This is a genomic window from Actinoplanes sp. NPDC023936 (assembly GCF_040639325.1).
In the GTDB taxonomy this organism is placed as follows: domain Bacteria; phylum Actinomycetota; class Actinomycetes; order Mycobacteriales; family Micromonosporaceae; genus Actinoplanes.
On sequence record NZ_JBEZZR010000012.1, the window covers coordinates 1 to 19,839 of the forward strand.

Annotated in this window: 20 protein-coding genes and 1 pseudogene; 11 read left to right on the forward strand and 10 right to left on the reverse strand. The window is 71.1% G+C overall.

Going from position 1 to position 19,839, the window contains the following annotated elements; genetic code table 11:
- Both AB0F72_RS17705 and AB0F72_RS17710 read left to right on the forward strand, forming a co-directional pair.
- Positions 1 to 729: cbb3-type cytochrome c oxidase subunit I (locus AB0F72_RS17705; protein ID WP_360431839.1), on the forward strand; the 729-nt coding region annotated here is incomplete at its 5' end.
- A gap of 134 nt (positions 730 to 863) precedes the next feature.
- Positions 864 to 2,243 (forward strand): MFS transporter, encoded by a 1,380-nt coding sequence (locus tag AB0F72_RS17710; protein ID WP_360431842.1) that lies wholly within the window; start codon positions 864 to 866, stop codon positions 2,241 to 2,243.
- 509 nt (positions 2,244 to 2,752) lie between these two features.
- Here the strand turns inward: AB0F72_RS17710 and AB0F72_RS17715 are convergent.
- The 4 genes from AB0F72_RS17715 to AB0F72_RS17730 are packed head-to-tail and all read right to left on the reverse strand — an operon-like array spanning position 2,753 to position 5,982.
- Positions 2,753 to 3,352 (reverse strand): alpha/beta hydrolase, encoded by a 600-nt coding sequence (locus tag AB0F72_RS17715; RefSeq protein ID WP_360431845.1) that lies wholly within the window; start codon positions 3,350 to 3,352, stop codon positions 2,753 to 2,755.
- A 50-nt stretch (positions 3,353 to 3,402) separates the two neighbouring features.
- Positions 3,403 to 4,119, reverse strand: a complete 717-nt coding sequence (locus AB0F72_RS17720; RefSeq protein ID WP_360431848.1) for a GNAT family protein — start codon at positions 4,117 to 4,119, stop codon at positions 3,403 to 3,405.
- Positions 4,106 to 4,684 carry an isochorismatase family protein gene (locus AB0F72_RS17725; RefSeq protein ID WP_360431851.1) on the reverse strand — a complete coding sequence of 193 codons (579 nt, stop codon included), beginning with the start codon at positions 4,682 to 4,684 and terminating at the stop codon, positions 4,106 to 4,108. The genes AB0F72_RS17720 and AB0F72_RS17725 overlap by 14 nt, the downstream gene beginning before the upstream one ends.
- Before the next feature lie 11 nt (positions 4,685 to 4,695).
- The gene (locus AB0F72_RS17730; RefSeq protein ID WP_360431854.1) at positions 4,696 to 5,982 is read right to left on the reverse strand and encodes a nicotinate phosphoribosyltransferase; all 1,287 of its coding nucleotides are present in this window, start codon (positions 5,980 to 5,982) and stop codon (positions 4,696 to 4,698) included.
- Between the two features lie 117 nt (positions 5,983 to 6,099).
- On the opposite strand from AB0F72_RS17730, the gene clpS reads away from it, so the two are divergent.
- The 5 genes and pseudogenes from clpS (at position 6,100) to AB0F72_RS17755 (ending at position 8,853) form a co-directional block, all read left to right on the forward strand.
- Positions 6,100 to 6,390: an ATP-dependent Clp protease adapter ClpS gene (gene clpS / locus AB0F72_RS17735; RefSeq protein WP_360431856.1), complete on the forward strand. Its 291-nt coding sequence runs from the start codon at positions 6,100 to 6,102 to the stop codon at positions 6,388 to 6,390.
- A 27-nt stretch (positions 6,391 to 6,417) separates the two neighbouring features.
- Entirely contained in the window at positions 6,418 to 6,918 is a 501-nt protein-coding gene (locus tag AB0F72_RS17740) for a DUF2017 domain-containing protein (RefSeq protein ID WP_360431859.1), read from the forward strand.
- 59 nt (positions 6,919 to 6,977) lie between these two features.
- Positions 6,978 to 7,468, forward strand: a pseudogene (locus AB0F72_RS17745) (M67 family metallopeptidase).
- A gap of 63 nt (positions 7,469 to 7,531) precedes the next feature.
- Positions 7,532 to 7,849 (forward strand): MoaD family protein, encoded by a 318-nt coding sequence (locus tag AB0F72_RS17750; RefSeq protein ID WP_360431862.1) that lies wholly within the window; start codon positions 7,532 to 7,534, stop codon positions 7,847 to 7,849.
- Positions 7,850 to 7,887: 38 nt separating this feature from the next.
- Positions 7,888 to 8,853 carry a cysteine synthase gene (locus tag AB0F72_RS17755; RefSeq protein WP_360431865.1) on the forward strand — a complete coding sequence of 322 codons (966 nt, stop codon included), beginning with the start codon at positions 7,888 to 7,890 and terminating at the stop codon, positions 8,851 to 8,853.
- A 34-nt stretch (positions 8,854 to 8,887) separates the two neighbouring features.
- Here AB0F72_RS17755 and AB0F72_RS17760 read toward each other — a convergent pair whose 3' ends face one another.
- Positions 8,888 to 9,253: a hypothetical protein gene (locus tag AB0F72_RS17760; protein WP_360431868.1), complete on the reverse strand. Its 366-nt coding sequence runs from the start codon at positions 9,251 to 9,253 to the stop codon at positions 8,888 to 8,890.
- A gap of 273 nt (positions 9,254 to 9,526) precedes the next feature.
- Between AB0F72_RS17760 and AB0F72_RS17765 the strand changes: the two genes are divergently transcribed.
- The 4 genes from AB0F72_RS17765 (at position 9,527) to rdgB (ending at position 12,913) form a co-directional block, all read left to right on the forward strand.
- Positions 9,527 to 10,273, forward strand: a complete 747-nt coding sequence (locus tag AB0F72_RS17765) for an MBL fold metallo-hydrolase (protein WP_014441062.1) — start codon at positions 9,527 to 9,529, stop codon at positions 10,271 to 10,273.
- A 66-nt stretch (positions 10,274 to 10,339) separates the two neighbouring features.
- A complete protein-coding gene (locus AB0F72_RS17770; RefSeq protein ID WP_360431871.1) occupies positions 10,340 to 11,566 on the forward strand; it encodes a glycosyltransferase in 1,227 nt (408 codons plus the stop codon).
- 10 nt (positions 11,567 to 11,576) lie between these two features.
- Positions 11,577 to 12,302, forward strand: a complete 726-nt coding sequence (gene rph, locus AB0F72_RS17775; protein ID WP_360431874.1) for a ribonuclease PH — start codon at positions 11,577 to 11,579, stop codon at positions 12,300 to 12,302.
- On the forward strand, positions 12,299 to 12,913 hold the full coding sequence (gene rdgB / locus AB0F72_RS17780; protein ID WP_360431877.1) for an RdgB/HAM1 family non-canonical purine NTP pyrophosphatase: 615 nt from the start codon (positions 12,299 to 12,301) through the stop codon (positions 12,911 to 12,913). The genes rph and rdgB overlap by 4 nt, the downstream gene beginning before the upstream one ends.
- Positions 12,914 to 13,055: 142 nt before the next feature.
- On the opposite strand, the gene hutH is transcribed toward rdgB, so the two are convergent.
- The 5 genes from hutH to hutU are packed head-to-tail and all read right to left on the reverse strand — an operon-like array spanning position 13,056 to position 19,825.
- Positions 13,056 to 14,591, reverse strand: a complete 1,536-nt coding sequence (gene hutH / locus AB0F72_RS17785) for a histidine ammonia-lyase (protein ID WP_360431880.1) — start codon at positions 14,589 to 14,591, stop codon at positions 13,056 to 13,058.
- Positions 14,588 to 15,736 carry an imidazolonepropionase gene (gene hutI / locus AB0F72_RS17790; RefSeq protein ID WP_360431883.1) on the reverse strand — a complete coding sequence of 383 codons (1,149 nt, stop codon included), beginning with the start codon at positions 15,734 to 15,736 and terminating at the stop codon, positions 14,588 to 14,590. The genes hutH and hutI overlap by 4 nt, the downstream gene beginning before the upstream one ends.
- Complete coding sequence (locus AB0F72_RS17795) at positions 15,733 to 17,034, reverse strand: formimidoylglutamate deiminase (RefSeq protein WP_360431886.1); 1,302 nt, start codon at positions 17,032 to 17,034, stop codon at positions 15,733 to 15,735. Before AB0F72_RS17795 ends, hutI begins: the two co-directional genes overlap by 4 nt.
- Entirely contained in the window at positions 17,031 to 18,197 is a 1,167-nt protein-coding gene (locus AB0F72_RS17800) for an allantoate amidohydrolase (protein ID WP_360431889.1), read from the reverse strand. The genes AB0F72_RS17795 and AB0F72_RS17800 overlap by 4 nt, the downstream gene beginning before the upstream one ends.
- The gene (gene hutU, locus AB0F72_RS17805; protein WP_360431892.1) at positions 18,194 to 19,825 is read right to left on the reverse strand and encodes a urocanate hydratase; all 1,632 of its coding nucleotides are present in this window, start codon (positions 19,823 to 19,825) and stop codon (positions 18,194 to 18,196) included. The genes AB0F72_RS17800 and hutU overlap by 4 nt, the downstream gene beginning before the upstream one ends.
- Between the last annotated feature and the right edge of the window lie 14 nt (positions 19,826 to 19,839).

Genomic DNA, 19,839 nt, shown 5'->3' on the forward strand with positions numbered 1-19,839 from the left:
TTCTTCGTCTGGATCGGCACCATGTGGCGCGGCCAGATCAGCTTCGAGTCGCCGATGCTCTTCGCGATCGGCTTCATGGTGACGTTCCTCTTCGGCGGTCTCTCCGGTGTGCTGCTCGCCGCGCCGCCGATCGACTTCCATGTCTCCGACTCGTACTTCGTGATCGCGCACTTCCACTACGTGCTGTTCGGCACGATCGTGTTCGCGGTCTTCTCCGGCATCTACTTCTGGTTCCCGAAGATGTTCGGCCGGATGCTCGACGAGCGGCTCGCCAAGATTCACTTCTGGCTGACCTTCATCGGCTTCCACGCGACGTTCCTGGTGCAGCACTGGCTGGGCACGAAGGGCATGCCCCGGCGGTACGCGGACTACCTGCCGAGCGACGGGTTCACCTTCCTGAACACGTTCTCGACGATCGGCTCGTTCGTCCTCGGCCTGTCGACCCTGCCGTTCATCTACAACGTGTGGAAGTCCTACAAGGTCGGCAAGGTCACCAACGCCAACGACCCGTGGGGTCACGGCAACTCGCTCGAGTGGGCCACCACCACCCCGCCGCCGCTGCGCAACTTCGACCGGATGCCGCGGATCCGCTCCGAGCGTCCCGCCTTCGACGAGAAGTTCCCGGAGCTGGCCGCCGGTCACTCGCTCGCCGGCCCGCCCGAGGGTGGCGCCCGGCCGCTGACCGCCGAGTCCGACGGTGGCGCGACCTACAAGGAAGATCAGAGCTAGTTTTTCCTGCGACACGGGCCGGCCCTTCGGGGCCGGCCCGTTCGCGTTTCCGCCGTGTTACGTGACCCTCGTTAAACCCGGTGGTTTCTTGTCGTACCTCTGGGGGAGGATCGGCGGCGGAGGTCAGGATCGTCATGTTGCTCACGCCTTACCGGGAAACCCTCGCCCTGCCGAAGATCCCGTCGTTGCTCGTGGTCGCCACGCTCGCCCGCATCCCGATCGCGGCCGCCGCGGTGGTGCTCACGCTGCACGTCGTGACCGACCTCGGCCGGGGTTACGGTGCGGCCGGTCTGGTCGGCGCGGCCGCCACGATCGGCGGCTCGGTCGGTGCGCCGGTGATGGGCCGTCTCATCGACAGGCGTGGGCTGCGGCCGGTGCTCGTGCTCACCACCGTGGCCGAGGTGATCTATTGGCTGGTGGCGCAGTCCTTGCCGTACTGGGCACTTCTCCCGGTCGCCGTGGTCGGCGGATTCCTGGCCCTGCCGGCTTTCTCGGTGGCCCGGCAGTCGATCGCCGCCCTGACCCCCGAGTCGCATCGGCTGCCCGCCTTCGCCCTCGACTCGATCACCACCGAGATGTCGTTCATGGCCGGGCCCGCGCTCGGCGTGCTGATCGCCACCAGCGCCGGCCCGCGGGTCGCCATGCTCGCCCTGGCCGGCGGCATCCTCCTCTCCGGCCTCGGCCTCTGGCTGCTCAACCCGCCCACCCGGGCCGCGCACGAGAAGCCCGTCGCGAGCGGCGAGCAGGTGCCGCGGCGCAGCTGGCTGAGCCCGCGCTTCGTCGCCATCCTCGCCGTCACGATGGCCGCCACCCTGGTGCTCTCCGGCACCGACGTGGCGGTGGTCGCCGTGCTGCGCGAGTCCGGCGAGGTGCACTGGACAGGTGCGGTGCTCTCGCTGTGGGCGTTCTTCTCCCTGCTGGGCGGTTTCGCGTACGGGACGATCCGTCGCGGCCTGCCCGCCCTGGCCCTGTTCGCCCCGATGGCGCTGCTCACCATCCCGGTCGGCCTCGGCGGCGACCACTGGTGGTTGCTCGCCCTGCTGCTCATCCCGGCCGGCGCCCTCTGCGCCCCGACGATCACCGCCAGCTCCGACGCGATCAGCCGCATGATCCCGGCGGCGGCCCGCGGCGAGGCGATGGGCATGCACAACTCGGCCCTCACCGTCGGCGTCGCCCTGGGCGGTCCGCTGGCCGGCCTGGCGATCGACACGAAGGGCGCGGCGTGGGGTTTCGTGGCGGTGGGCGCGGTGGGCGTGCTGGTGGCCCTGGTCGTCCTGCCCGCCGAGCTCCGCCGCCGCGGCCGCGAAACCCCGGAGCCGCCCCTCCCTGAGCCGCCGGTCGTGGGGCCGGCTCACGCTGCGCCGCCGACTCTTGCGGAGCCGGCCCTCGCCGCGCCGCCGGTTGCCGCGCCGCCGGTTGCCGCGCCGCCGGTTGCCGCGCCGCCGGTTGCCGCGCCGCCGGGCGCCGGTCTCGACGACTTGCCCGCTCGCGCCGGCCTCCGTCACCACGACTGAAGTCGCCGCCTGCCGCTTTCTCGCTCTCTCTGCCGCGCCCTGGCACGCGCCTTCCGATCCGGTAACCGGCGTGCGCTACGGCTCGCGTCGGTCCGAGGGCATGTCGCGTCGGCCTGGGGGCACGTCGCCTCGGTCCGGGCACGTCTCGCTGGCGGGGGCAGGTCGCGTGGCGGAGGGCGTCGCGTTGGCCCCGAGCGCGCCTGGCGTTGGCGGGGCGGGTGGCCTCGGTCCGGGGGCGCCTGGCCTGCCTCGGTCCGAGGGCGCCTGGCGTCGGGCCGAGGACGTTCGGCCGGAGCGATCTCGGCGTGATCGTCACGCGGAGTGGCGCGATTGTTGGGCAACGAGCGGCATTGCGGAATCTGGTGGATGCTCCGGGCCCCGCCACATTCCGCACACCCCGCACTGCTTTCACCCAGCCCGTGACGCTCTGTGACGCCGGGAGCCGATCGGCCCTGGAGGGGTGCGACCCCGCAGCCCGTGTGCCGACTGGATCACCACCGGCGGGTGGCTCAGGCGGGGCGCCGCTCGATCGGGGTGTCGTTGGTCGGGGCTGTGGACCACGTGAGGATCGACGGCCACGGTCCGTAACCCGACTCGTGGTTCAGGTGTTCGGCGCCCGGCAGGATGTCCGTCGGCACGCCGAGCGGATCGCCGTACACGGCGGTGATGTCCTCCGGGAAGTACGGGTCGTTGTCGCTGCCCACCAGCCTGGTGTAGTGGGACGCCGCCCGCAGGTCGGCGGGCGTCACGGCCGGCGGGGCGAAGCCGGCGATCTCGGGGTGGCTCAGCGTGACCGACGGCGACGGCGGCGCGACCAGGACCACCCGGTCGACCGGCAGTGGCACCTCGGAGCGGGCGGCCGCGTTCAGCCAGAGCAGGCAGCCGAGGCTGTGGCAGAGGACCGTGCGCCGCGTGCCGGGCATCGCGGCGACCCGGGTACGCAGTTCGGCCAGCCATTCCTCGAGCACCGGGAAGTCCGGGTTCGGCAACTGGGGGTAGTCGACCGAGTGGCCCAGCGCGGTCAGCTCGCCGGCCAGCCAGTGCTGCCAGTGTTCGGGTGGGCGGCGGTTCTGCCAGCCGTGCAGCAGGAGGAAGCTCTGGTCGCTCATCCGTTGATCATGACGGTTGGGCGGTGCGGCGGTAGGCGCGGTTCCAGTGGTCAGGACGGCTGGCCGGTGAAGAACGGTAGGCACGGTTCCAAGCCGGTCACGGTGACCGCAGGTCGATCCTCCGACGCCCACCTGTCCCGGGACAGGCGCAGCCGGTGGGAGATCAGGGCCTCGCCGGCACGGGCGTCGATCGAGATGCCGTCCGGTTCGTACCCCAGCTTGCGGGACACCGCCTGGGAGGCGAGATTGTCCTGGAAGACATCGGTACGCGCGGACGCGGCGCCGAGGTGGTCGAAGGCGAGGGCGAGCAGCCCGGTCCGCGCCTCGGTGCCGTAACCCTTGCCGTGATGGTCCAGGCCGAGCCACGACCAGGTGGTGACCTGCCGGGCGACGGGGAAGTCGCGGGCCAGCAGGGCGACCATGCCGAGAGGCCGGCCGCCCGCGAAGACGCCGAGCGGCAGCTCCCACGAGGCGGTCTTCCAGGCGGACTGAGAACGCCACTGCCCGGTCAGCACCGCCCGGGCGCGCCCGGCCGGGGTGCCGTCGCCCCACGGTGTCAGGAACGGCTCTTCGCCCGGGCGGTAGGCGCCCCCGGCGGCCACCCCGGCGAGGGCGGTCAGTTCACCCTCGCGGGGCAGGCGCAGTTCCAGGCGTGCGGTGCGGATCACCAGGCCGAACAGCGGCCAGAGATCGACGAGGTCAAGACCGGCCGGGAGGTCAGCGCCGGCTGGAAGGCCAGCGTCGGCTGGGAGGTCAGGCGTCGACAACCGGTGAACCCGTCGTCGCGATCGAGGCGGCGTGCAGCTGCTCCAGGGCGGCCTCGGTGGTGGCCCGGGCCACTCCGGCGGTCAGTTCGAGGACCACGGTGGTGGTGAAACCGGCCGCGGCGGCGTCGAGTGCGGTAGCCCGTACGCAATGGTCTGTCGCGATGCCCACCACCTCGACGTCGGTGACTCCCTTGCCCCGCAGCCAGTCCGCGAGGGTTTCGCCGGCCTCGGTCCGGCCTTCGAAGCCGGAGTAGGCCGCCTGGTACTCGCCCTTGCGGAAGACCGCCTCGATCCGGTCGGTGGCGAGCTCCGGGTGGAAGTCGGAGCCGCCGGAGCCGGCCACGCAGTGCACCGGCCACGAGTCGACGAAGTCGGGTGTCTCGCTGAAGTGCGAGCCCGGGTCGATGTGCCAGTCCTTGGTGGCGACCACGTGGTCCCAGCGCTCGCCGGCCTTGGCGAGCACCAGCGAGATGCCCTTGGCGACCGCGGCGCCGCCGGACACGGCGAGCGAGCCGCCCTCGCAGAAGTCGTTCTGCACGTCGACGATGATCAGCGCGCGAGACATGAGAGCCCCTCTTATGCGGTAGGAACGATGACGACGGGGATGGCGGGATCGCCGGCGGAGAGCTTGAGGCCCTCCCACGGGATGGAGATCAGGCACTGCCGCAGGTGCTCGCGGGACTCGGCCAGCGTGGGCAGCGGCTGCACCTGGCCGGACGCGATGAAGGTGTGCTGCAGCAGGCGGTCGCCGGCCTGGTGGTCGGGCAGGCCCTTGGAGTAGATGATCTCCTCGATGGCGGTGCCGGTGGGCTTGTGGCGGCGGACCGCGGTCTTGCGGCCGCCGACCGTCGCCTTGTTCTCCGAGCGTTTCACGACCGGGCGGCTCTCCACCTCGACCAGCTTGTAGACCAGGCCGGCGGTGGGCGCTCCGGAGCCGGTGACGACGGCGGTGCCGGCGCCGTACATGTCGACCGGCTCGGCGGCGAGGGTGGCGATCGAGTACTCGTCCATGTCGCCCGAGACGATGATTTTGGTCTCCGTGGCGCCCAGCGAGTCGAGCAGCTCGCGGGAGTGCTGGGCCAGCACCGACAGGTCGCCGGAGTCGATCCGCACGGCCCGCAGGTCGGGACCGGCGACCGCGATCGCGTTGCGGATGCCCTGGCTGATGTCGTACGTGTCGACGAGCAGCGTGGTGTTCTTGCCGAGCGCCGCCACCTGGGAGCCGAAGGCGGTCGGCTCGTCGTCGTGCAGCAGCGTGAACGCGTGCGCGGAGGTGCCGGTGGTGGGGATGCCGTAGCACCGGCCGGCCGCGAGGTTCGACGTCGAGGCGAAACCGGCCAGGTACGCCGCCCGGGCCGCGGCGACAGCGGCGTGCTCGTGGGTCCGGCGCGAGCCCATCTCGATGATCGGCCGGCCGCGGGCCGCGGTGACCATGCGGGCCGCGCCAGCCGCGATCGCGCTGTCGTGGTTGAGCACCGACAGGATCAGCGTCTCCAGCACCACACACTCGGCGAACGTGCCGGAAACGGTCAGGATCGGTGATCCGGGGAAGAAGAGCTCACCCTCCGCGTACCCCTCGATGTCGCCGGTGAAGCGGTAGTTCGCCAGCCAGGTCGCGGTCGTCTCGTCGACCACGCCGGACGAGCGCAGATGATCCACATCGGCGGGGTCGAACCGGAAATCCTTGATCAGCTGGATCAGGCGGCCGGTGCCGGCCACCACCCCGTACCTCCGGCCGGTGGGCAGGCGCCGGGCGAAGACCTCGAAGACGCAACTCCGCGCGGCGGTGCCGTCCTTGAGCGCGGCGCTGATCATGGTCAGCTCGTAGTGATCCGTCATCAAGGCGGGGGTGCTGGTCTCCACGGCCCTACCCTATTGCGCCGGACGCGGATCTGCGGCGCGCGGGCACCGAACGGGTGTTGACCTGCGGTTCGGTGCTCCGGTTCACCGATCCGCCGAATCCGGTGGCAACATGGGGGCATGGCGTTACCACAGGTTGCTCCCGTCGAGACGCCGGAGATCAAGGAAGAACCGGCTGCTGACCGGCCTTGGGTGACGATCGTCTGGGACGATCCGGTCAACCTGATGTCGTACGTGACCTGGGTCTTTCAAAAGCTCTTCGGCTACAGCAAGGAGAAAGCGGAGCAGCTGATGATGGACGTGCACACGAAGGGCAAAGCGGTGGTCTCCACCGGTGCCCGGGAGCGCATGGAAATGGACGCCAACCAACTGCACGGATACGGTCTCTGGGCCACGGTCGACCGGGCCTGAGGTCCGACAAAGCGGGTGGGGAAGAGCATGTTCCGACGCATCGGCGGCCAGTGTGTGGCCACCTTCGAGCACGACGAGGTTCGTGTGCTGCGGAAAGTGGCGGCCGAGGTGGTGGGCCTGCTGACCGACGGCATGGACCACACCGACCCGGTGGTGTCCCGCCTCTTCCCGGACATCTATCCGGACCGGCCGGAGGACTCGAGTGAGTTCCGGCTCTACACCGAGAGCGACCTCAAGACCAGCAAGATCGATCAGGCGGGCGCGATTCTCGCGGCCCTGCCGGACGAGGGCGAGGGCGAGGTGCGGCTGGACGGTGAGGCCGCCGAGGCCTGGCTCCGTGCGATAAACGACGCCCGGCTCGCGATGGGCACCCGGCTCGAGATCCGGGCCGATACCGACCTCGCCGAGGAACTGGACGAAGCGGTCCTGGAGGACCCCGGATCCAGCCGGGTTTTCCAGCTCTCCGTCTATGCGTACCTGGGCTATCTCCAGGAGTCCCTGCTGAACGTTTTGCCGGATATGAAGTAACGCCAGGTGTGGGGACCGCCACCCCCGGTGGCCCGAAATACTTCGGTAATGTGAACGCCGTGCTGACCATCGACAAGGCGATCATCGACGCGATCGTCGCCCACGCCCGCCGGGATCACCCGGACGAGGCCTGCGGCGTCGTCGCCGGGCCGATCGGCAGTGACGTTCCCCGCCGGCACATCGCGATGGACAACGCGGCCCGCTCGATGACGTTCTACGAGTTCGACTCGATGGAGCAGTTGCGGGTCTGGCGCGAGATGGACGACAACGACGAGGAGCCGGTGGTCATCTACCACTCGCACACCGCCACGGAGGCGTTCCCGTCCCGCACCGACATCTCGTTCGCAGGTGAGCCGAACGCGCACTATCTCCTCGTCTCGACACGTGAGCCGGATGTGGAGGAGATCCGCTCGTTCCGTATCGTGGACGGTGTGGTGACCGAAGAAGAGGTCAACATCGTGGATGCGACGGTGGACGCGTGAAGGTGAGTGCCGTGCAGTCGTACATGTTCGGGCAGAGCCCGGTGTCGGTGGTCTACGAGTGTCGCTGAGCGACCGTCCCGACCCGCTTTGCCCTTCTTCGTGAACGACACTCTCTAGGAGCATTGACAGTCATGGCTATCGAAGTTCGCGTTCCCACCATCCTGCGCAGCTACACCGGCGGTTCCAAGGTCGTCGAGGGTGCGGGTGACACGCTCTCCGGCCTGATCGACGATCTGGACGCCAAGCACAACGGACTCAAGGGCCGGCTCATCACGCCCGAGGGCGGCCTGCACCGGTTCGTCAACATCTACGTGAACGACGAGGACGTCCGGTTCCTCGGCGCGCTCGACGCGAAGGTGAAGGACGGCGACTCGATCACCATCCTGCCGGCCGTCGCCGGTGGCGCCCTGGGCTTCGCGGCCGCGGCCGCGCTCTTCGGCTCTCTCTGATCCTTCCCCGCCCCTAAAACGGATTAAAGGCGGATAAAATGGCTCGTTTCGAGAGCCTGCTCGACGCGTGCGGGGGCACGCCGCTCGTCGGCCTGCCCCGGCTCTCCCCGGCGGTGCCCGAAGGGGCGCCGCCGGTGCGGCTGTGGGCCAAGCTGGAGGACCGGAACCCGACCGGAAGCATCAAGGACCGCGCCGCGCTGTTCATGGTGCGCGAGGCTGAGGAGACCGGGCACCTGCGTCCCGGCGACACCATCCTGGAGCCGACCAGCGGGAACACCGGCATCGCGCTCGCCATGGTGGCGAAACTGCGGGGGTACCGGCTGGTCTGCGTGATGCCGGAGAACGTGTCGGCGGAACGCGTCCAGCTGCTCCGCATGTACGGCGCTGAGATCATCTTCTCGCCGGCCGCCGGTGGCTCGAACCAGGCGGTGGCGACCGCGAAGCAGATCGCCGCCGAGCACCCCGACTGGAAGATGCTCTACCAGTACGGCAACCCGGCGAACGCCCGCGCGCACTACGAGACCACCGGTCCCGAGCTGCTGCACGACCTGCCGACGATCACGCACTTCGTGGCCGGCCTGGGCACCACCGGCACGCTGATGGGCACCGGCCGGTTCCTGCGGGAGAAGGTCGACGGCATCCAGATCGTCGCGGCCGAGCCACGGTACGGCGAACTCGTCTACGGCCTGCGCAACATCGACGAGGGTTACGTTCCCGAGCTGTACGACGCCTCGGTGCTGGACCGGCGGTTCTCGGTCGGCACCCGGGACGCGGTGTTGCGTACCCGTCAGCTGGTCGAGGTCGAGGGCATCTTCGCCGGGTTCTCCAGCGGCGCGATCCTGCACGCGGCGCTCGCCGTGGCGCACGAGGCGGTCCGCGAGGGCCGCCGGGCCGACGTGGCGTTCGTGATCGCCGACGGCGGCTGGAAATACCTGTCGACGGGCGCGTACGGCGGCACGCTGAACGACGCCGAAGAGGCCCTCGAAGGCCAGCTCTGGGCGTGATTTCTCCAAGCTCGCTGATCTAGGAGAACGGCACCTAGTAGGACAGGGCCACCGCCACCGCGGCGGCCATCGGCGGCGCGGCCGCGATCAGCAGCCACCACGGCAGATTCCGCTCGTGGATGGCGAGGAACGCGGCCGCTGTCAGCACGACGCTGAGCAGCGTCAGCAGTCCCAGCACCGGCAGGTACCAGCCGGGCGCGCCGCCGAAGACCGCCACCACCGCGTACAGGCCGACGCCGACGCCGGTGAGGCCGAGGGCGGTGCCGTAGAGCGCCATCGCCAGCATCCGGGCCGCGCCGGGCGGCGGATCCTCCGGCGCCGGGAAGCGGAAGACCGCCGGATCCCCGGCGAAAAGTGCGGGCGCGGCAGGGGTGGTGCGAGCCGGTTCGACCGCGGTCACGGCGCCTCCATCAGATGACCTTCGACGTACTACCCTGAGCAACGCCGACGGGTCACTGGACGTAACGAGATAATTCGTGATGACCGAGGTCACGGCGGTTGTGATGTGCGTTGTCGATTTCGCGACAAATCGATCAGTTGTTTACGCGAAGCACTGGTCGGGGCGTACGCTTCGCTCCGTGATTGACTGGTCTGACAAGTCCAGCGCGGACCGGTCGGGTGGGGCGTGGGCGACCGGGTGTTGTTCGACCCGACGTGAGTCAGAGGAAACCGCATGCGACTAACCGTTCTCGGTTGTGCCGGCAGTTTCCCCGGCCCCGAGTCGGCGTGTTCGGCCTATCTCGTGGAGGCCGAGGGGTACCGGCTCTTGATCGACTTCGGTTCCGGTTCGTTGTCCGCGTTGCAGCGGTACTCGGATATGCGCAGGGTCGACGCGATCCTTCTGACCCACCTGCACTGTGATCACATGCTCGACGCGTGTACGTACGTGGTGGTTCGCCGTTACGACCCGGCCGGGCCGCTGCCGCCGGTGCCGGTCTACGCGCCGCTGGGCGCCGCCGAGCGCATCGCGGCCGCCTACAGCACCGAGGGCGAGCCGGTCGATGACGTCTACACCTTCTACGGGTTGCAGCCCGGCACGTTCCCGATCGGCCCGCTGACGGTCACCGTCGATCGGGTCAACCACCCGGTGGAGACGTACGGGGTGCGGATCGAGCACAACGGGCGCGTGATCGCGTACTCGTCGGACACCGCGCCGTGCGAGGCCCTGCTGCGGCTCGCCGCGGGCGCCGATCTGTTCCTCTGTGAGGCGAGTTACCTCGATGGCGCGCCCAACCCCCCTGACCTGCACCTCACCGGGGGCGAAGCGGGTGAAGCGGCCACCAAGGCGGACGTCGGACGACTGCTTCTGACCCATTTGGTGCCGGCTTGGGCCAGCGAGGCATCTATTGTGGAGGCGGCCAGCGCCGCGTACGCGGGACCGGTCGAAGTCGTCCGTCCCGGGGCCAGATACGATCTCTGAGCCGATGTACGGGGGCGGGGTCGGCTGCATCGATGCACCACGTGTCGTGATCTTGGAGTTGTCGCATTGCGCATCGTTCGCCTGGCCAACTTCGTCACGGTCCACACCGGTGGCCTGCGCACCGCTCTGCGGCAGCTCGGCCGCGGCTACAAGGCCGCCGGCCACGAACCAGTCCTGATCATTCCGGGCCGTCGTCACTCGGACAAGATGACCAAGCAGGGCCGGGTCATCACCCTTCCCAGCGCCCCGCTGCCGCGCACCGGCGGCTACCGCGTCCTGGCCGGCCGCAGCGAGCTCACCCGGCTCCTGGACAGCCTGGAGCCGGACCGGATCGAGGTCTCCGACCGGACCACCCTGCGCTGGACCGGCAACTGGGCCCGGCAGCGCGGCGTGCGCTCGATGATGGTGTCCCACGAGAGCCTGGCCGGCGTGCTCGGCGTCTGGGGCATGCCGAAACGTGACGCGCTCGCCGACCGGTTCAACCGGCGCACCGCCGAGGCGTTCGACACGATCGTCTGCACCACCGGGTTCGCTGCCGCCGAGTTCCGCCGGCTGGACGTGCCGAACCTGGTCGAGGTGCCGCTCGGCGTCGATCTCAACCTGTTCCACCCGAGCCGGATGGACGTCAGCGTGCGCTCGCGGTACGCCCGGCCGGACGAGCTGCTGCTGGTCTACTGCAGCCGGCTCTCCGCGGCCAAACGGCCCGAGCTCGCTGTCGACGCGGTCGCCGCGCTGCGCAACGGCAAGATCCCGGCGGTCCTGGTGATGGCGGGGGACGGCACCCGGCGTACCGCGCTGGCGTACCGGGCGGCCCGGCTGCCGGTCCGGTTCGCCGGCCACATCTCCGATCGAGCCGACGTGGCCGCCCTGCTGGCCAGCGCGGACGTGACGATCGCGCCCGGACCGGTGGAGACGTTCGGCCTGGCCGCGCTGGAGTCACTGGCCTGCGGCACCCCGGTCGTGGTGAACGAGCAGAGCGCCCTGCCCGAGGTGGTCGGCAACGCCGGCATCGCGGTGCCGGGCACCGCCGACGCGATCGCCGACGCGGTCAGCTCCCTGATGGAGCGGCCGCGGGTGGAGCGCCGGGCCGCGGCCCGGGCCCGCGCCGAGCACTTCGGCTGGCCGGCCTCGGTGGAGGGCTTCCTGCGGGCGCACGGCGCGCTTCCGGCGGCCGTGCCGGCCGCGGCGCGGGCGGTCGTGCCGCTGCGCCCGGCGGTGCCGTGGGCGCGTTCACCGCTGCCGCCGGCCCGCAAGCCCGGGGCGGACGAAGCCGGCGCGGCCCGTTACGCATAGGGTTGGGGGCATGGCGCGACCCGACGGCCGAGCGGCCGACCAGCTGCGACCGGTGACGCTTTCCCGGCATTGGAGCATCCACCCCGAGGGCTCGGTCCTGGTGGAGTTCGGCAACACCCGGGTGCTCTGCACCGCGAGTGTCACCGAGGGGGTGCCACGCTGGCGCAAGGGCTCCGGCCTCGGCTGGGTGACCGCCGAGTACTCGATGCTCCCCCGCGCCACGAACACCCGCGGCGACCGGGAGAGCGTCAAGGGCAAGCTCGGCGGCCGGACGCAGGAGATCTCCCGCCTGATCGGCCGCAGCCTGCGCGCCTGCATCGATCTCAAGGCGCTCGGCGAGAACTCGATCGTCCTGGACTGCGACGTCCTGCAGGCCGACGGCGGCACCCGCACCGCCGCGATCACCGGGGCCTACGTCGCGCTGCACGACGCGGTGACCTGGCTGGCCGAGCGCAAGTCGCTCGCCGGCAAGGTGGAGAAGGTGCTGCACACCTCGATCCAGGCGGTCAGCGTCGGCATCATCGACGGCGAGGCGCGGCTGGACCTGATGTACGACGAGGACGTGTCCGCCGAGGTGGACATGAACGTGGTGTGCACCGCCGCCGGCGACTTCGTCGAGGTTCAGGGAACGGGGGAGAACGGCGTGTTCAAACGGGCCCAGATGGACGCCATGCTCGATCTCGGCGTGCTCGGATGCGCCGAGCTCGCCGCCGCGCAGCAGAAGGCCCTCGCATGAGCGCCCGGCTGCTGCTCGCCACCGGCAATCAGAAGAAGCTCGCCGAACTGCAGCGCATCCTGGACGCCGCGCTCGGCCTGGCCCAGGTGGAGCTGGCCGGCCTCGGTGACTTCCCCGGCTACCCGGACGTGCCGGAGACCGGTCTCACCTTCGGCGAGAACGCCCTGATCAAGGCGCGGGAGGGCGCGAAGCGGACCGGTCTGCCCACGGTGGCCGACGACTCCGGCATCGCGGTGAATGCGCTGAACGGCATGCCCGGCGTCTTCAGCGCCCGCTGGTCCGGCAAGCACGGCGACGACAAGGCCAACCTGGACCTGCTGCTGGCGCAGATCGACGACGTCCCGGACGAGCACCGGGGCGGCGCGTTCGTCTGCGCGGCCGCGCTGGTCCTGCCGAACGGCCGGGAGCACCTGGTCGAGGGCCGGCAGACCGGGCGGCTGCTGCGCAGCCGTCGCGGCGAGGGCGGCTTCGGCTACGACCCGATCTTCGTGGGCGACGGCCAGCAGCGGACCAACGCGGAGCTGAGCCCGGCCGAGAAGGACGCGATCAGCCACCGGGGCAAGGCGTTCCGCGAGCTCGCCAAGGTCATCGCCAAGGAACTGCCCCGCTAGACCCGGCGTGGGGTTGCGCCAGGCGTCCCGGTCACGCTCCCGCTCGGGTACGTGTCCCCGCCGTCCCGCAACCCCACGCCGTCGCAGATCGAAAGATCAACCCGTCGCAGATCGAAAGATCAACCCGTCGCAGATCGAAAGATCAGCCGAGCGGGCCGGTCGCTGCCTCGATCGCGGCTCGCAGGGACGGGCCGGCGATCACCTGCCGGGCCTGCTCCAGCACCGGCGCCAGGAAGACGTCCGGTCCCGGGCCGCCGGCGAACGGCTCGACCGCGGCCACCGCGGCCCGGCCCGCCGGTGACGGGGTCAGCGGCGCCCGCAGCTGCAACCCGCGCACCGCCGACAGCAGCTCGACGGCGAGCAGGCTGGTCAGGTTGTCCAGGACGGTCCGGAGCTTCTTCGTGGCCGCCCACCCCATCGAGACGTGGTCCTCCTGCATGCCGCTGGTCGGCAGCGAGTCGACCGAGGCGGGTGCGGCGAGCCGCCGGTTCTCCGCGACGATGCCGGCCGCCGTGTACTGCGCGATCATCAGACCGGAGTTGACCCCGGCGTCGGGGGAGAGGAACGGCGGCAGGTCGCGGGAGCGGGTCACGTCGAGCAGCCGGTCCACCCGGCGCTCGGCGATCGCGCCCACCTCGGCGGCGGCGATGGCCAGGTAGTCGGCGGCGAAGCCGAGCGGCGCGCCGTGGAAGTTGCCGGTGGACTCGACCCGGCCGTCCGGCAGCACCACGGGGTTGTCCACGACGGACATCAGCTCGCGCGAGCTGACCAGCTCAACGAAGTCGAGCGTGTCCCGGGCCGCGCCCGCCACCTGCGGCGCGCACCGCATCGAGTACGCGTCCTGCACCGCGTGCGCCAGGTCGTCCCGGTGCGAGTCCATGATCGCGGAGTCCTGCAGCAGCCGGTGGATGTTCGCGGCCGAGGCGGCCTGGCCGGGGTGCGGGCGGATGCTGTGCAGCTCGGGCAGGAAGGGCCGTTCGGAGCCGAGCATCGCCTCGATCGCCAGGGCCGTGGTGACGTCGGCCATCGCGAACAGATGCCGGGCGTCGGAGATCGCCAGCAGCAGCATGCCGAGCATGCCGTCGGTGCCGTTGATCAGCGCGAGGCCCTCCTTGGCGGCCAGGTCCAGCGGGCGCAGGCCGGCGGTGCGCAGCGCCTCGGCGGCGGCGATCCGGGAGCCGTCCTTGCCGAGCACCCAGCCCTCGCCGAGCAGCACGATCGCGCAGTGCGCCAGCGGCGCGAGATCGCCGGAGGCGCCGAGCGAGCCGTGTTCCGGCACCCACGGGGTGATGCCGTGGTTGAGCAGGTCGACGAGGCCCTGGGCGAGCAGCGGCCGGACCCCGGAGCGGCCCATCGCGAGCGACCGGACCCGTAGCAGCATCATCGCCCGGACCACCTCGCGCGGCATCGGCGCCCCGATGCCGGCGGCGTGCGAGCGGATCAGCGCGTGCTGGAGCTCGGCACGGCGTTCCGGGGCGATCGAGGTGCTGGCGAGCGCGCCGAACCCGGTGGAGACGCCGTAGACCGGGCGTCCGGACGCCTCGATGCCGTCGACGATGGCACGGCTGGTGGCCATCGCTTCCCGGGCGGCGGGCGAGATCTCGACGTGGGCGTCGCCACGGGCGACGGCGAGGACATCGGCGGGGGTGACCCCGGCAGGCTGAACGGTGACGATCACTGCGGCACTCCGTTGTGCAGAATGGTGCGGATCAGGGGAACACCGGGCCGGTAGGCCAGGTGCAGATGTGAGGGCGCGTCGAGCACGATCAGGTCGGCGCGGGCGCCGGTCCGGACGATGCCGAGGTCGTCGCGGCGCAGGGCAGCGGCGCCACCGGCGGTCGCCGCGAAGACGGCTTCGGCCGGGGTCATCCGCATCTCCCGCACGGCCAGGGCGATGCAGAACGGCATCGAGGACGTGTACGACGAGCCCGGGTTGCAGTCGGTGGCGAGGGCGACGGTGACACCGGCGTCCAGCAGCCGCCGGGCGTCCGGGTAGGGCGAGCGGGTGGAGAACTCGGCGCCGGGCAGCAGCGTGGCGACGGTGTCCGACCCGGCCAGGGCCGCGATGTCGGCGTCGTCCAGGTGCGTGCAGTGGTCGGCGCTGGCGGCGCCGAGCTCGACCGCGAGGCGCACGCCCGGGCCGGGGCCGAGCTGGTTGGCGTGCAGCCGCAGACCCAGGCCGCGCTTCGCGCCGGCGGTCAGGATCGCGCGGGCCTGATCAGCGTCGAACGCGCCGCGTTCGCAGAAGACGTCGACCCACTTCGCGTACGGGGTGGCGGCCTCCAGCATCTCCGAGCGGACCAGGTCCACATAGTCGTCGGCCCGTCCCGCGTATTCGGCCGGCACCACGTGTGCCCCGAGGAACGTGGTCTCTTCCACTATCTCGGCGGCGAGGCGTAGGGAACGTGCTTCTTCGGTGACGCTCAGCCCGTACCCGGACTTGATCTCAATCGTGGTCGTCCCCTGCCGCAGCGCCTCGCCGACCAGGCGCCGCGCGTTGCGGCGCAGATCGTCGTCGGACGCCGCGCGGGTGGCGGCGACGGTCGTCCGAATACCGCCGCCGGTGTACGCCTCCCCGGCCATCCGGGCCCCGAACTCGGCCGCCCGGTCGCCCGCGAAGATCAGGTGAGCGTGGCTGTCGACGAAGCCGGGAAGCACCGCGGCGCCGTCCGCGTCGAGGCGGGAGTCGGCCGCGGGCGCCTGCGAGGACGGGCCGATCCAGGCGATCCGGTCGCCCTCCACCACGACCGCCGCGTCGTGCACGATGCCGAGGTGCGGATCGTTGGTGACGAGCTCACCGATGCCGGTGACCGCGAGGCTCATGAGAACACTCCCGCTATCGCGTCGCGGAGGGCGGCTGGCACGTCGATCGACCGGTGCCGGCCCTCGGCGACGATCCGGCGTCCGTCCACGATCACGTCGGTGACGTCCGCGGCGGTCGCCGCGAAGATCAGCCCGGCCGGGTCGGTGCCGGCGGTCCGGACGCTGTCCAGCGAGACCGCGACCAGGTCGGCCCGTTTCCCGGCGGCGATCTCACCGGCGTCGGCCCAGCCCAGCGACGCGTGTCCGGCGCTGGTGGCCGCGGTCAGCAGCTCGGCGGCGGTGAAGTGCCCGCGCTGCCGGGTGGCGAGCCGCTCGTCGAGTTCGACGCCGCGCGCCTCCTCGAAGATGTCGATCACCGCGTGGCTGTCGCTGCCGAGGGTGAGGATCGCGCCCGCGTCGGCGAGGGCCCGCGCCGGGCCGATGCCGTCGGCCAGGTCCCGTTCGGTGGTGGGGCAGAAGCAGACGTACTGCTCGTCGCCGAGGATCTCGATGTCGGCGGCGCTGAGGTGGGTGGCGTGCACCGCGGTGGTCGTCGGCCGCCAGACGCCCATCGCGTCGAGCAGTTCGGCCGGGGAGCAGCCGTGCACGGCCTGGCAGGCTTCGTTCTCGGCCGGCTGCTCGGAGAGGTGCACGTGCACCGGCAGACCGTCGGTACGCTGCGCGAACGTCGCCATCCCGTCCGCCGGCGCGGCCCGTACCGAGTGCAGCGCCGCGCCGATCCGCACGCCGTCACCGCCGCGCAACTGCTCGAACCTGTGGAACCAGCCGTCGTAGCCGCCGTCGCCGAATCGCCGCTGCACGCCTTCCAGGGGCTTGCCCTCCACCGAGGCGGTCAGATAGACCGCGTCGAGCAGGGTGATCCGGATGCCGGCCTCGCGGGCGGCGGCGATGAGCGCGTGGCCCATCGCGTTCGGGTCGGCGTAGGGGACGCCGTCCGGCCCGTGGTGCAGGTAGTGGAACTCGCCGACGCTGGTGATCCCGGCGAGCGCCATCTCGCCGTAGACCGCGGTGGCGAGGGTGAAGTAACTGTCCGGGTCGAGCCGGCCGGCGACCTGGTACATCAGCTCACGCCAGGTCCAGAAGCTGCCCCGGTCGCCGTGGGTGCGGCCGCGCAGCGCCCGGTGGAACGCGTGCGAGTGGGAGTTGGCGAAGCCCGGAAGCACCAGCCCGTGCAGCGCTTCACCGCTTCGGTCCGCATTCACCGTGACACCGGTGATGCGGTCACCAGCGATGTCGATCCGGACGTTGTGCTGCACCCGCCCGCCGACCCAGGCGTGCGAAGCGTGATAGGTGCTCACGACAACTCCTCCAGCACCGTCGCCAGCGCCTCGATCCCCGCCTCGCAGTCCTCGTCGGTCGCGTGCTCGGCCGGCGCGTGCGACACCCCGGTCGGATTGCGCACGAACAGCATCGCGGTCGGCACGTGCGCGGACAGCACGCCGGCGTCATGCCCGGCGCCGGTCGGCAGGATCGGCGCGTTTCCCAATCCGGCGGCGAGCTGCTTCGCCAGCGCCTCGTCGAACGACACCTCGCCCGTCACCGACTCCGGTGTCACGGTCAGCGACGTGCCGTCCCGCCCGGCCCGCTCGGTGACCTTCCGGACCACGCCGTCGACCAGCCGGTCGAGGGTGCCGGTGTCGGCCGCGCGGGCGTCCAGCCAGCCGCGGACCAGCGACGGGATCGCGTTGGTGGCGTTCGGCTCGACCTGCACCCGGCCGACAGTGGCGTGCGCTCCGGCGAGACGCGCCTCCTTGTTCGCGGCGAGCACGGCGAACGCGAAGGTCAGCATCGGATCGTGCCGGTCGGCCATCCGGGTGGTGCCGGCGTGGTCGCCGACGCCCGCGAAGTCCATCCGCCAGCGCCCGTGCGGCCAGATCGCGCTCGCCACCCCGACCGGCGTCTCCAGCGCCCGTCCCTGCTCGACGTGCAGCTCCACGAAGGCCTTCAAGCCTGCGATCTTGGCAACCTGGGCGCCGTCCGGAACCTTGCCCAGGGCTTCCGCGAAGGAGATCCCGTCGCGATCTTTCAGGGCGCCGGCCTGCTGCGGCGCGATGGCGCCGGTCAGCAGACGAGAACCCAGGCAGGGTACGCCGAATCGCCCGCCCTCCTCCTCGCAGAAGGCCGCGATGGCGATGTCGCGGGACCGGCCGCCCTTTTCGACAAGGTCGAGAGCGAGGAACGCGCTGACGATCCCGAGCGGGCCGTCATAGCCGCCGCCATGGGGAACCGAGTCGAAATGCGAGCCGGTCAGCACCGTACCCGGGGCCCACGGTTCGCCCCGCCATGCGAACAGATTTCCGTTGCCGTCGTCGGTGACCAGCATGTCCCTTCGCGCGGCCTGCGTGCGGAACCAGTCGCGCAGCGTCAGCTCGGGTTCGGTCAGCGCGTACCGCAGGTAACCGCCGCTGTCCGCCCGCCCGACCGGCGCGATCTCGTCCCAGAGTTCCCGGAACGTGCTCATCGGGTCATCGGAATCTGCACGCCACCGGCCGAGTCCGAGTGGTAACCCGCGTCCACGTGCCGCAGCACGCCCGTCGCCGGGTCGTTGGTGAGCACCCGCTCGATCTTCTGACCGGCGAGCGCGGTGCCGTCCGCCACGCAGACCTGACCGGCGTGGATGCTGCGGCCGATGCCGACACCGCCGCCGTGGTGGATGGAGACCCAGCTGGCGCCGCTCGCCGTGTTGACCAGGGCGTTCAGCAGCGGCCAGTCGGCGATCGCGTCGGAGCCGTCGAGCATCGCCTCGGTCTCCCGGTACGGCGAGGCGACCGACCCCGAGTCGAGGTGGTCCCGGCCGATCACGATCGGCGCGGACACCTCGCCCCGGGCCACCATGTCGTTGAAGCGGACACCGGCCTTGTCGCGCTCGCCGTAACCCAGCCAGCAGATCCGGGCCGGCAATCCCTGGAACGCCACCCGCTCGCCGGCCATCTTGATCCAGCGTGCGAGCGGCTCGTTCTCCGGGAAGAGGTCGAGCACGGCCCGGTCGGTGGCGGCGATGTCGGCCGGGTCGCCGGAGAGCGCCGCCCAGCGGAACGGGCCCTTGCCCTCGGCGAAGAGCGGCCGGATGTACGCCGGCACGAACCCGGGGAACGCGAACGCCCGGTCGTACCCGGCCAGTTGCGCCTCGCCGCGGATCGAGTTGCCGTAGTCGAACACCTCGGCACCCGCGTCCATGAACCCGACCATCGCGGCGACCTGCTTCGCCATGCTGGCCCGCGACCGGTCGGTGAACTCCTCCGGCTTGGTCCGCGCCAGTTCGGCGGCGTCCGCCGGCTCCACGCCGACCGGCAGGTAGCTCAGCGGGTCGTGCGCGCTGGTCTGGTCGGTGACGATGTCGATCTCGACGCCGCGGGTGAGCAGCTCGGGGAAGACGACTGCCGCGTTGCCGACGACGCCGATCGACTTCGCGGTCCGCGCGGCCTTGGCCTCCAGCGCCAGCGCGATCGCCTGGTCCAGGTCGTCGGCGATGACGTCCAGGTACCGGGTGTCGACCCGGCGCTGCAGCCGGGTGCGGTCCACGTCGACGATCAGGCAGACGCCGCCGTTCATGGTGACCGCGAGCGGCTGCGCGCCGCCCATGCCGCCGCAGCCGCCGGTCAGCGTGAGCGTGCCGGCCAGGTCGCCGCCGAACTTCTTGGCCGCCACCGCCGCGAACGTCTCGTAGGTGCCCTGCAGGATGCCCTGGGTCCCGATGTAGATCCATGAACCGGCCGTCATCTGCCCGTACATGGTCAGGCCGAGCTGCTCCAGGCGGCGGAACTCCGGCCAGGTCGCCCAGTCGCCGACCAGGTTCGAGTTCGCGATGAGCACCCGCGGCGCCCACTCGTGGGTGCGCAGCACACCGACCGGCTTGCCGGACTGCACCAGCAGCGTCTCGTCACCCTTGAGCACGTCCAGCTCCCGCACGATCGCGTGGAACGACGGCCAGTCGCGGGCGGCCCGGCCGGTGCCGCCGTAGACCACCAGATCCTGCGGCCTCTCGGCCACGTCCGGGTCCAGGTTGTTCATCAGCATGCGCTTGGCGGCCTCCTGCGGCCACCCCTGAGCGGTGTACGACGTACCGCGCGGCGAACGAATCTCGGTCATTGTCGTCTCCTACC

Coding starts and splice junctions, on each gene's coding strand:
- hutU (WP_360431892.1), bottom strand. CDS start 19,825: ATGACCGAGATTCGTTCGCCGCGCGGTACGTCGTACACCGCTCAGGGG.
- AB0F72_RS17765 (WP_014441062.1), top strand. CDS start 9,527: ATGCGACTAACCGTTCTCGGTTGTGCCGGCAGTTTCCCCGGCCCCGAG.
- AB0F72_RS17755 (WP_360431865.1), top strand. CDS start 7,888: ATGGCTCGTTTCGAGAGCCTGCTCGACGCGTGCGGGGGCACGCCGCTC.
- AB0F72_RS17800 (WP_360431889.1), bottom strand. CDS start 18,197: ATGAGCACGTTCCGGGAACTCTGGGACGAGATCGCGCCGGTCGGGCGG.
- rdgB (WP_360431877.1), top strand. CDS start 12,299: ATGAGCGCCCGGCTGCTGCTCGCCACCGGCAATCAGAAGAAGCTCGCC.
- hutI (WP_360431883.1), bottom strand. CDS start 15,736: ATGAGCCTCGCGGTCACCGGCATCGGTGAGCTCGTCACCAACGATCCG.
- clpS (WP_360431856.1), top strand. CDS start 6,100: ATGGCGTTACCACAGGTTGCTCCCGTCGAGACGCCGGAGATCAAGGAA.
- AB0F72_RS17710 (WP_360431842.1), top strand. CDS start 864: ATGTTGCTCACGCCTTACCGGGAAACCCTCGCCCTGCCGAAGATCCCG.
- AB0F72_RS17750 (WP_360431862.1), top strand. CDS start 7,532: ATGGCTATCGAAGTTCGCGTTCCCACCATCCTGCGCAGCTACACCGGC.
- AB0F72_RS17725 (WP_360431851.1), bottom strand. CDS start 4,684: ATGTCTCGCGCGCTGATCATCGTCGACGTGCAGAACGACTTCTGCGAG.
- AB0F72_RS17715 (WP_360431845.1), bottom strand. CDS start 3,352: ATGAGCGACCAGAGCTTCCTCCTGCTGCACGGCTGGCAGAACCGCCGC.
- rph (WP_360431874.1), top strand. CDS start 11,577: ATGGCGCGACCCGACGGCCGAGCGGCCGACCAGCTGCGACCGGTGACG.
- AB0F72_RS17740 (WP_360431859.1), top strand. CDS start 6,418: ATGTTCCGACGCATCGGCGGCCAGTGTGTGGCCACCTTCGAGCACGAC.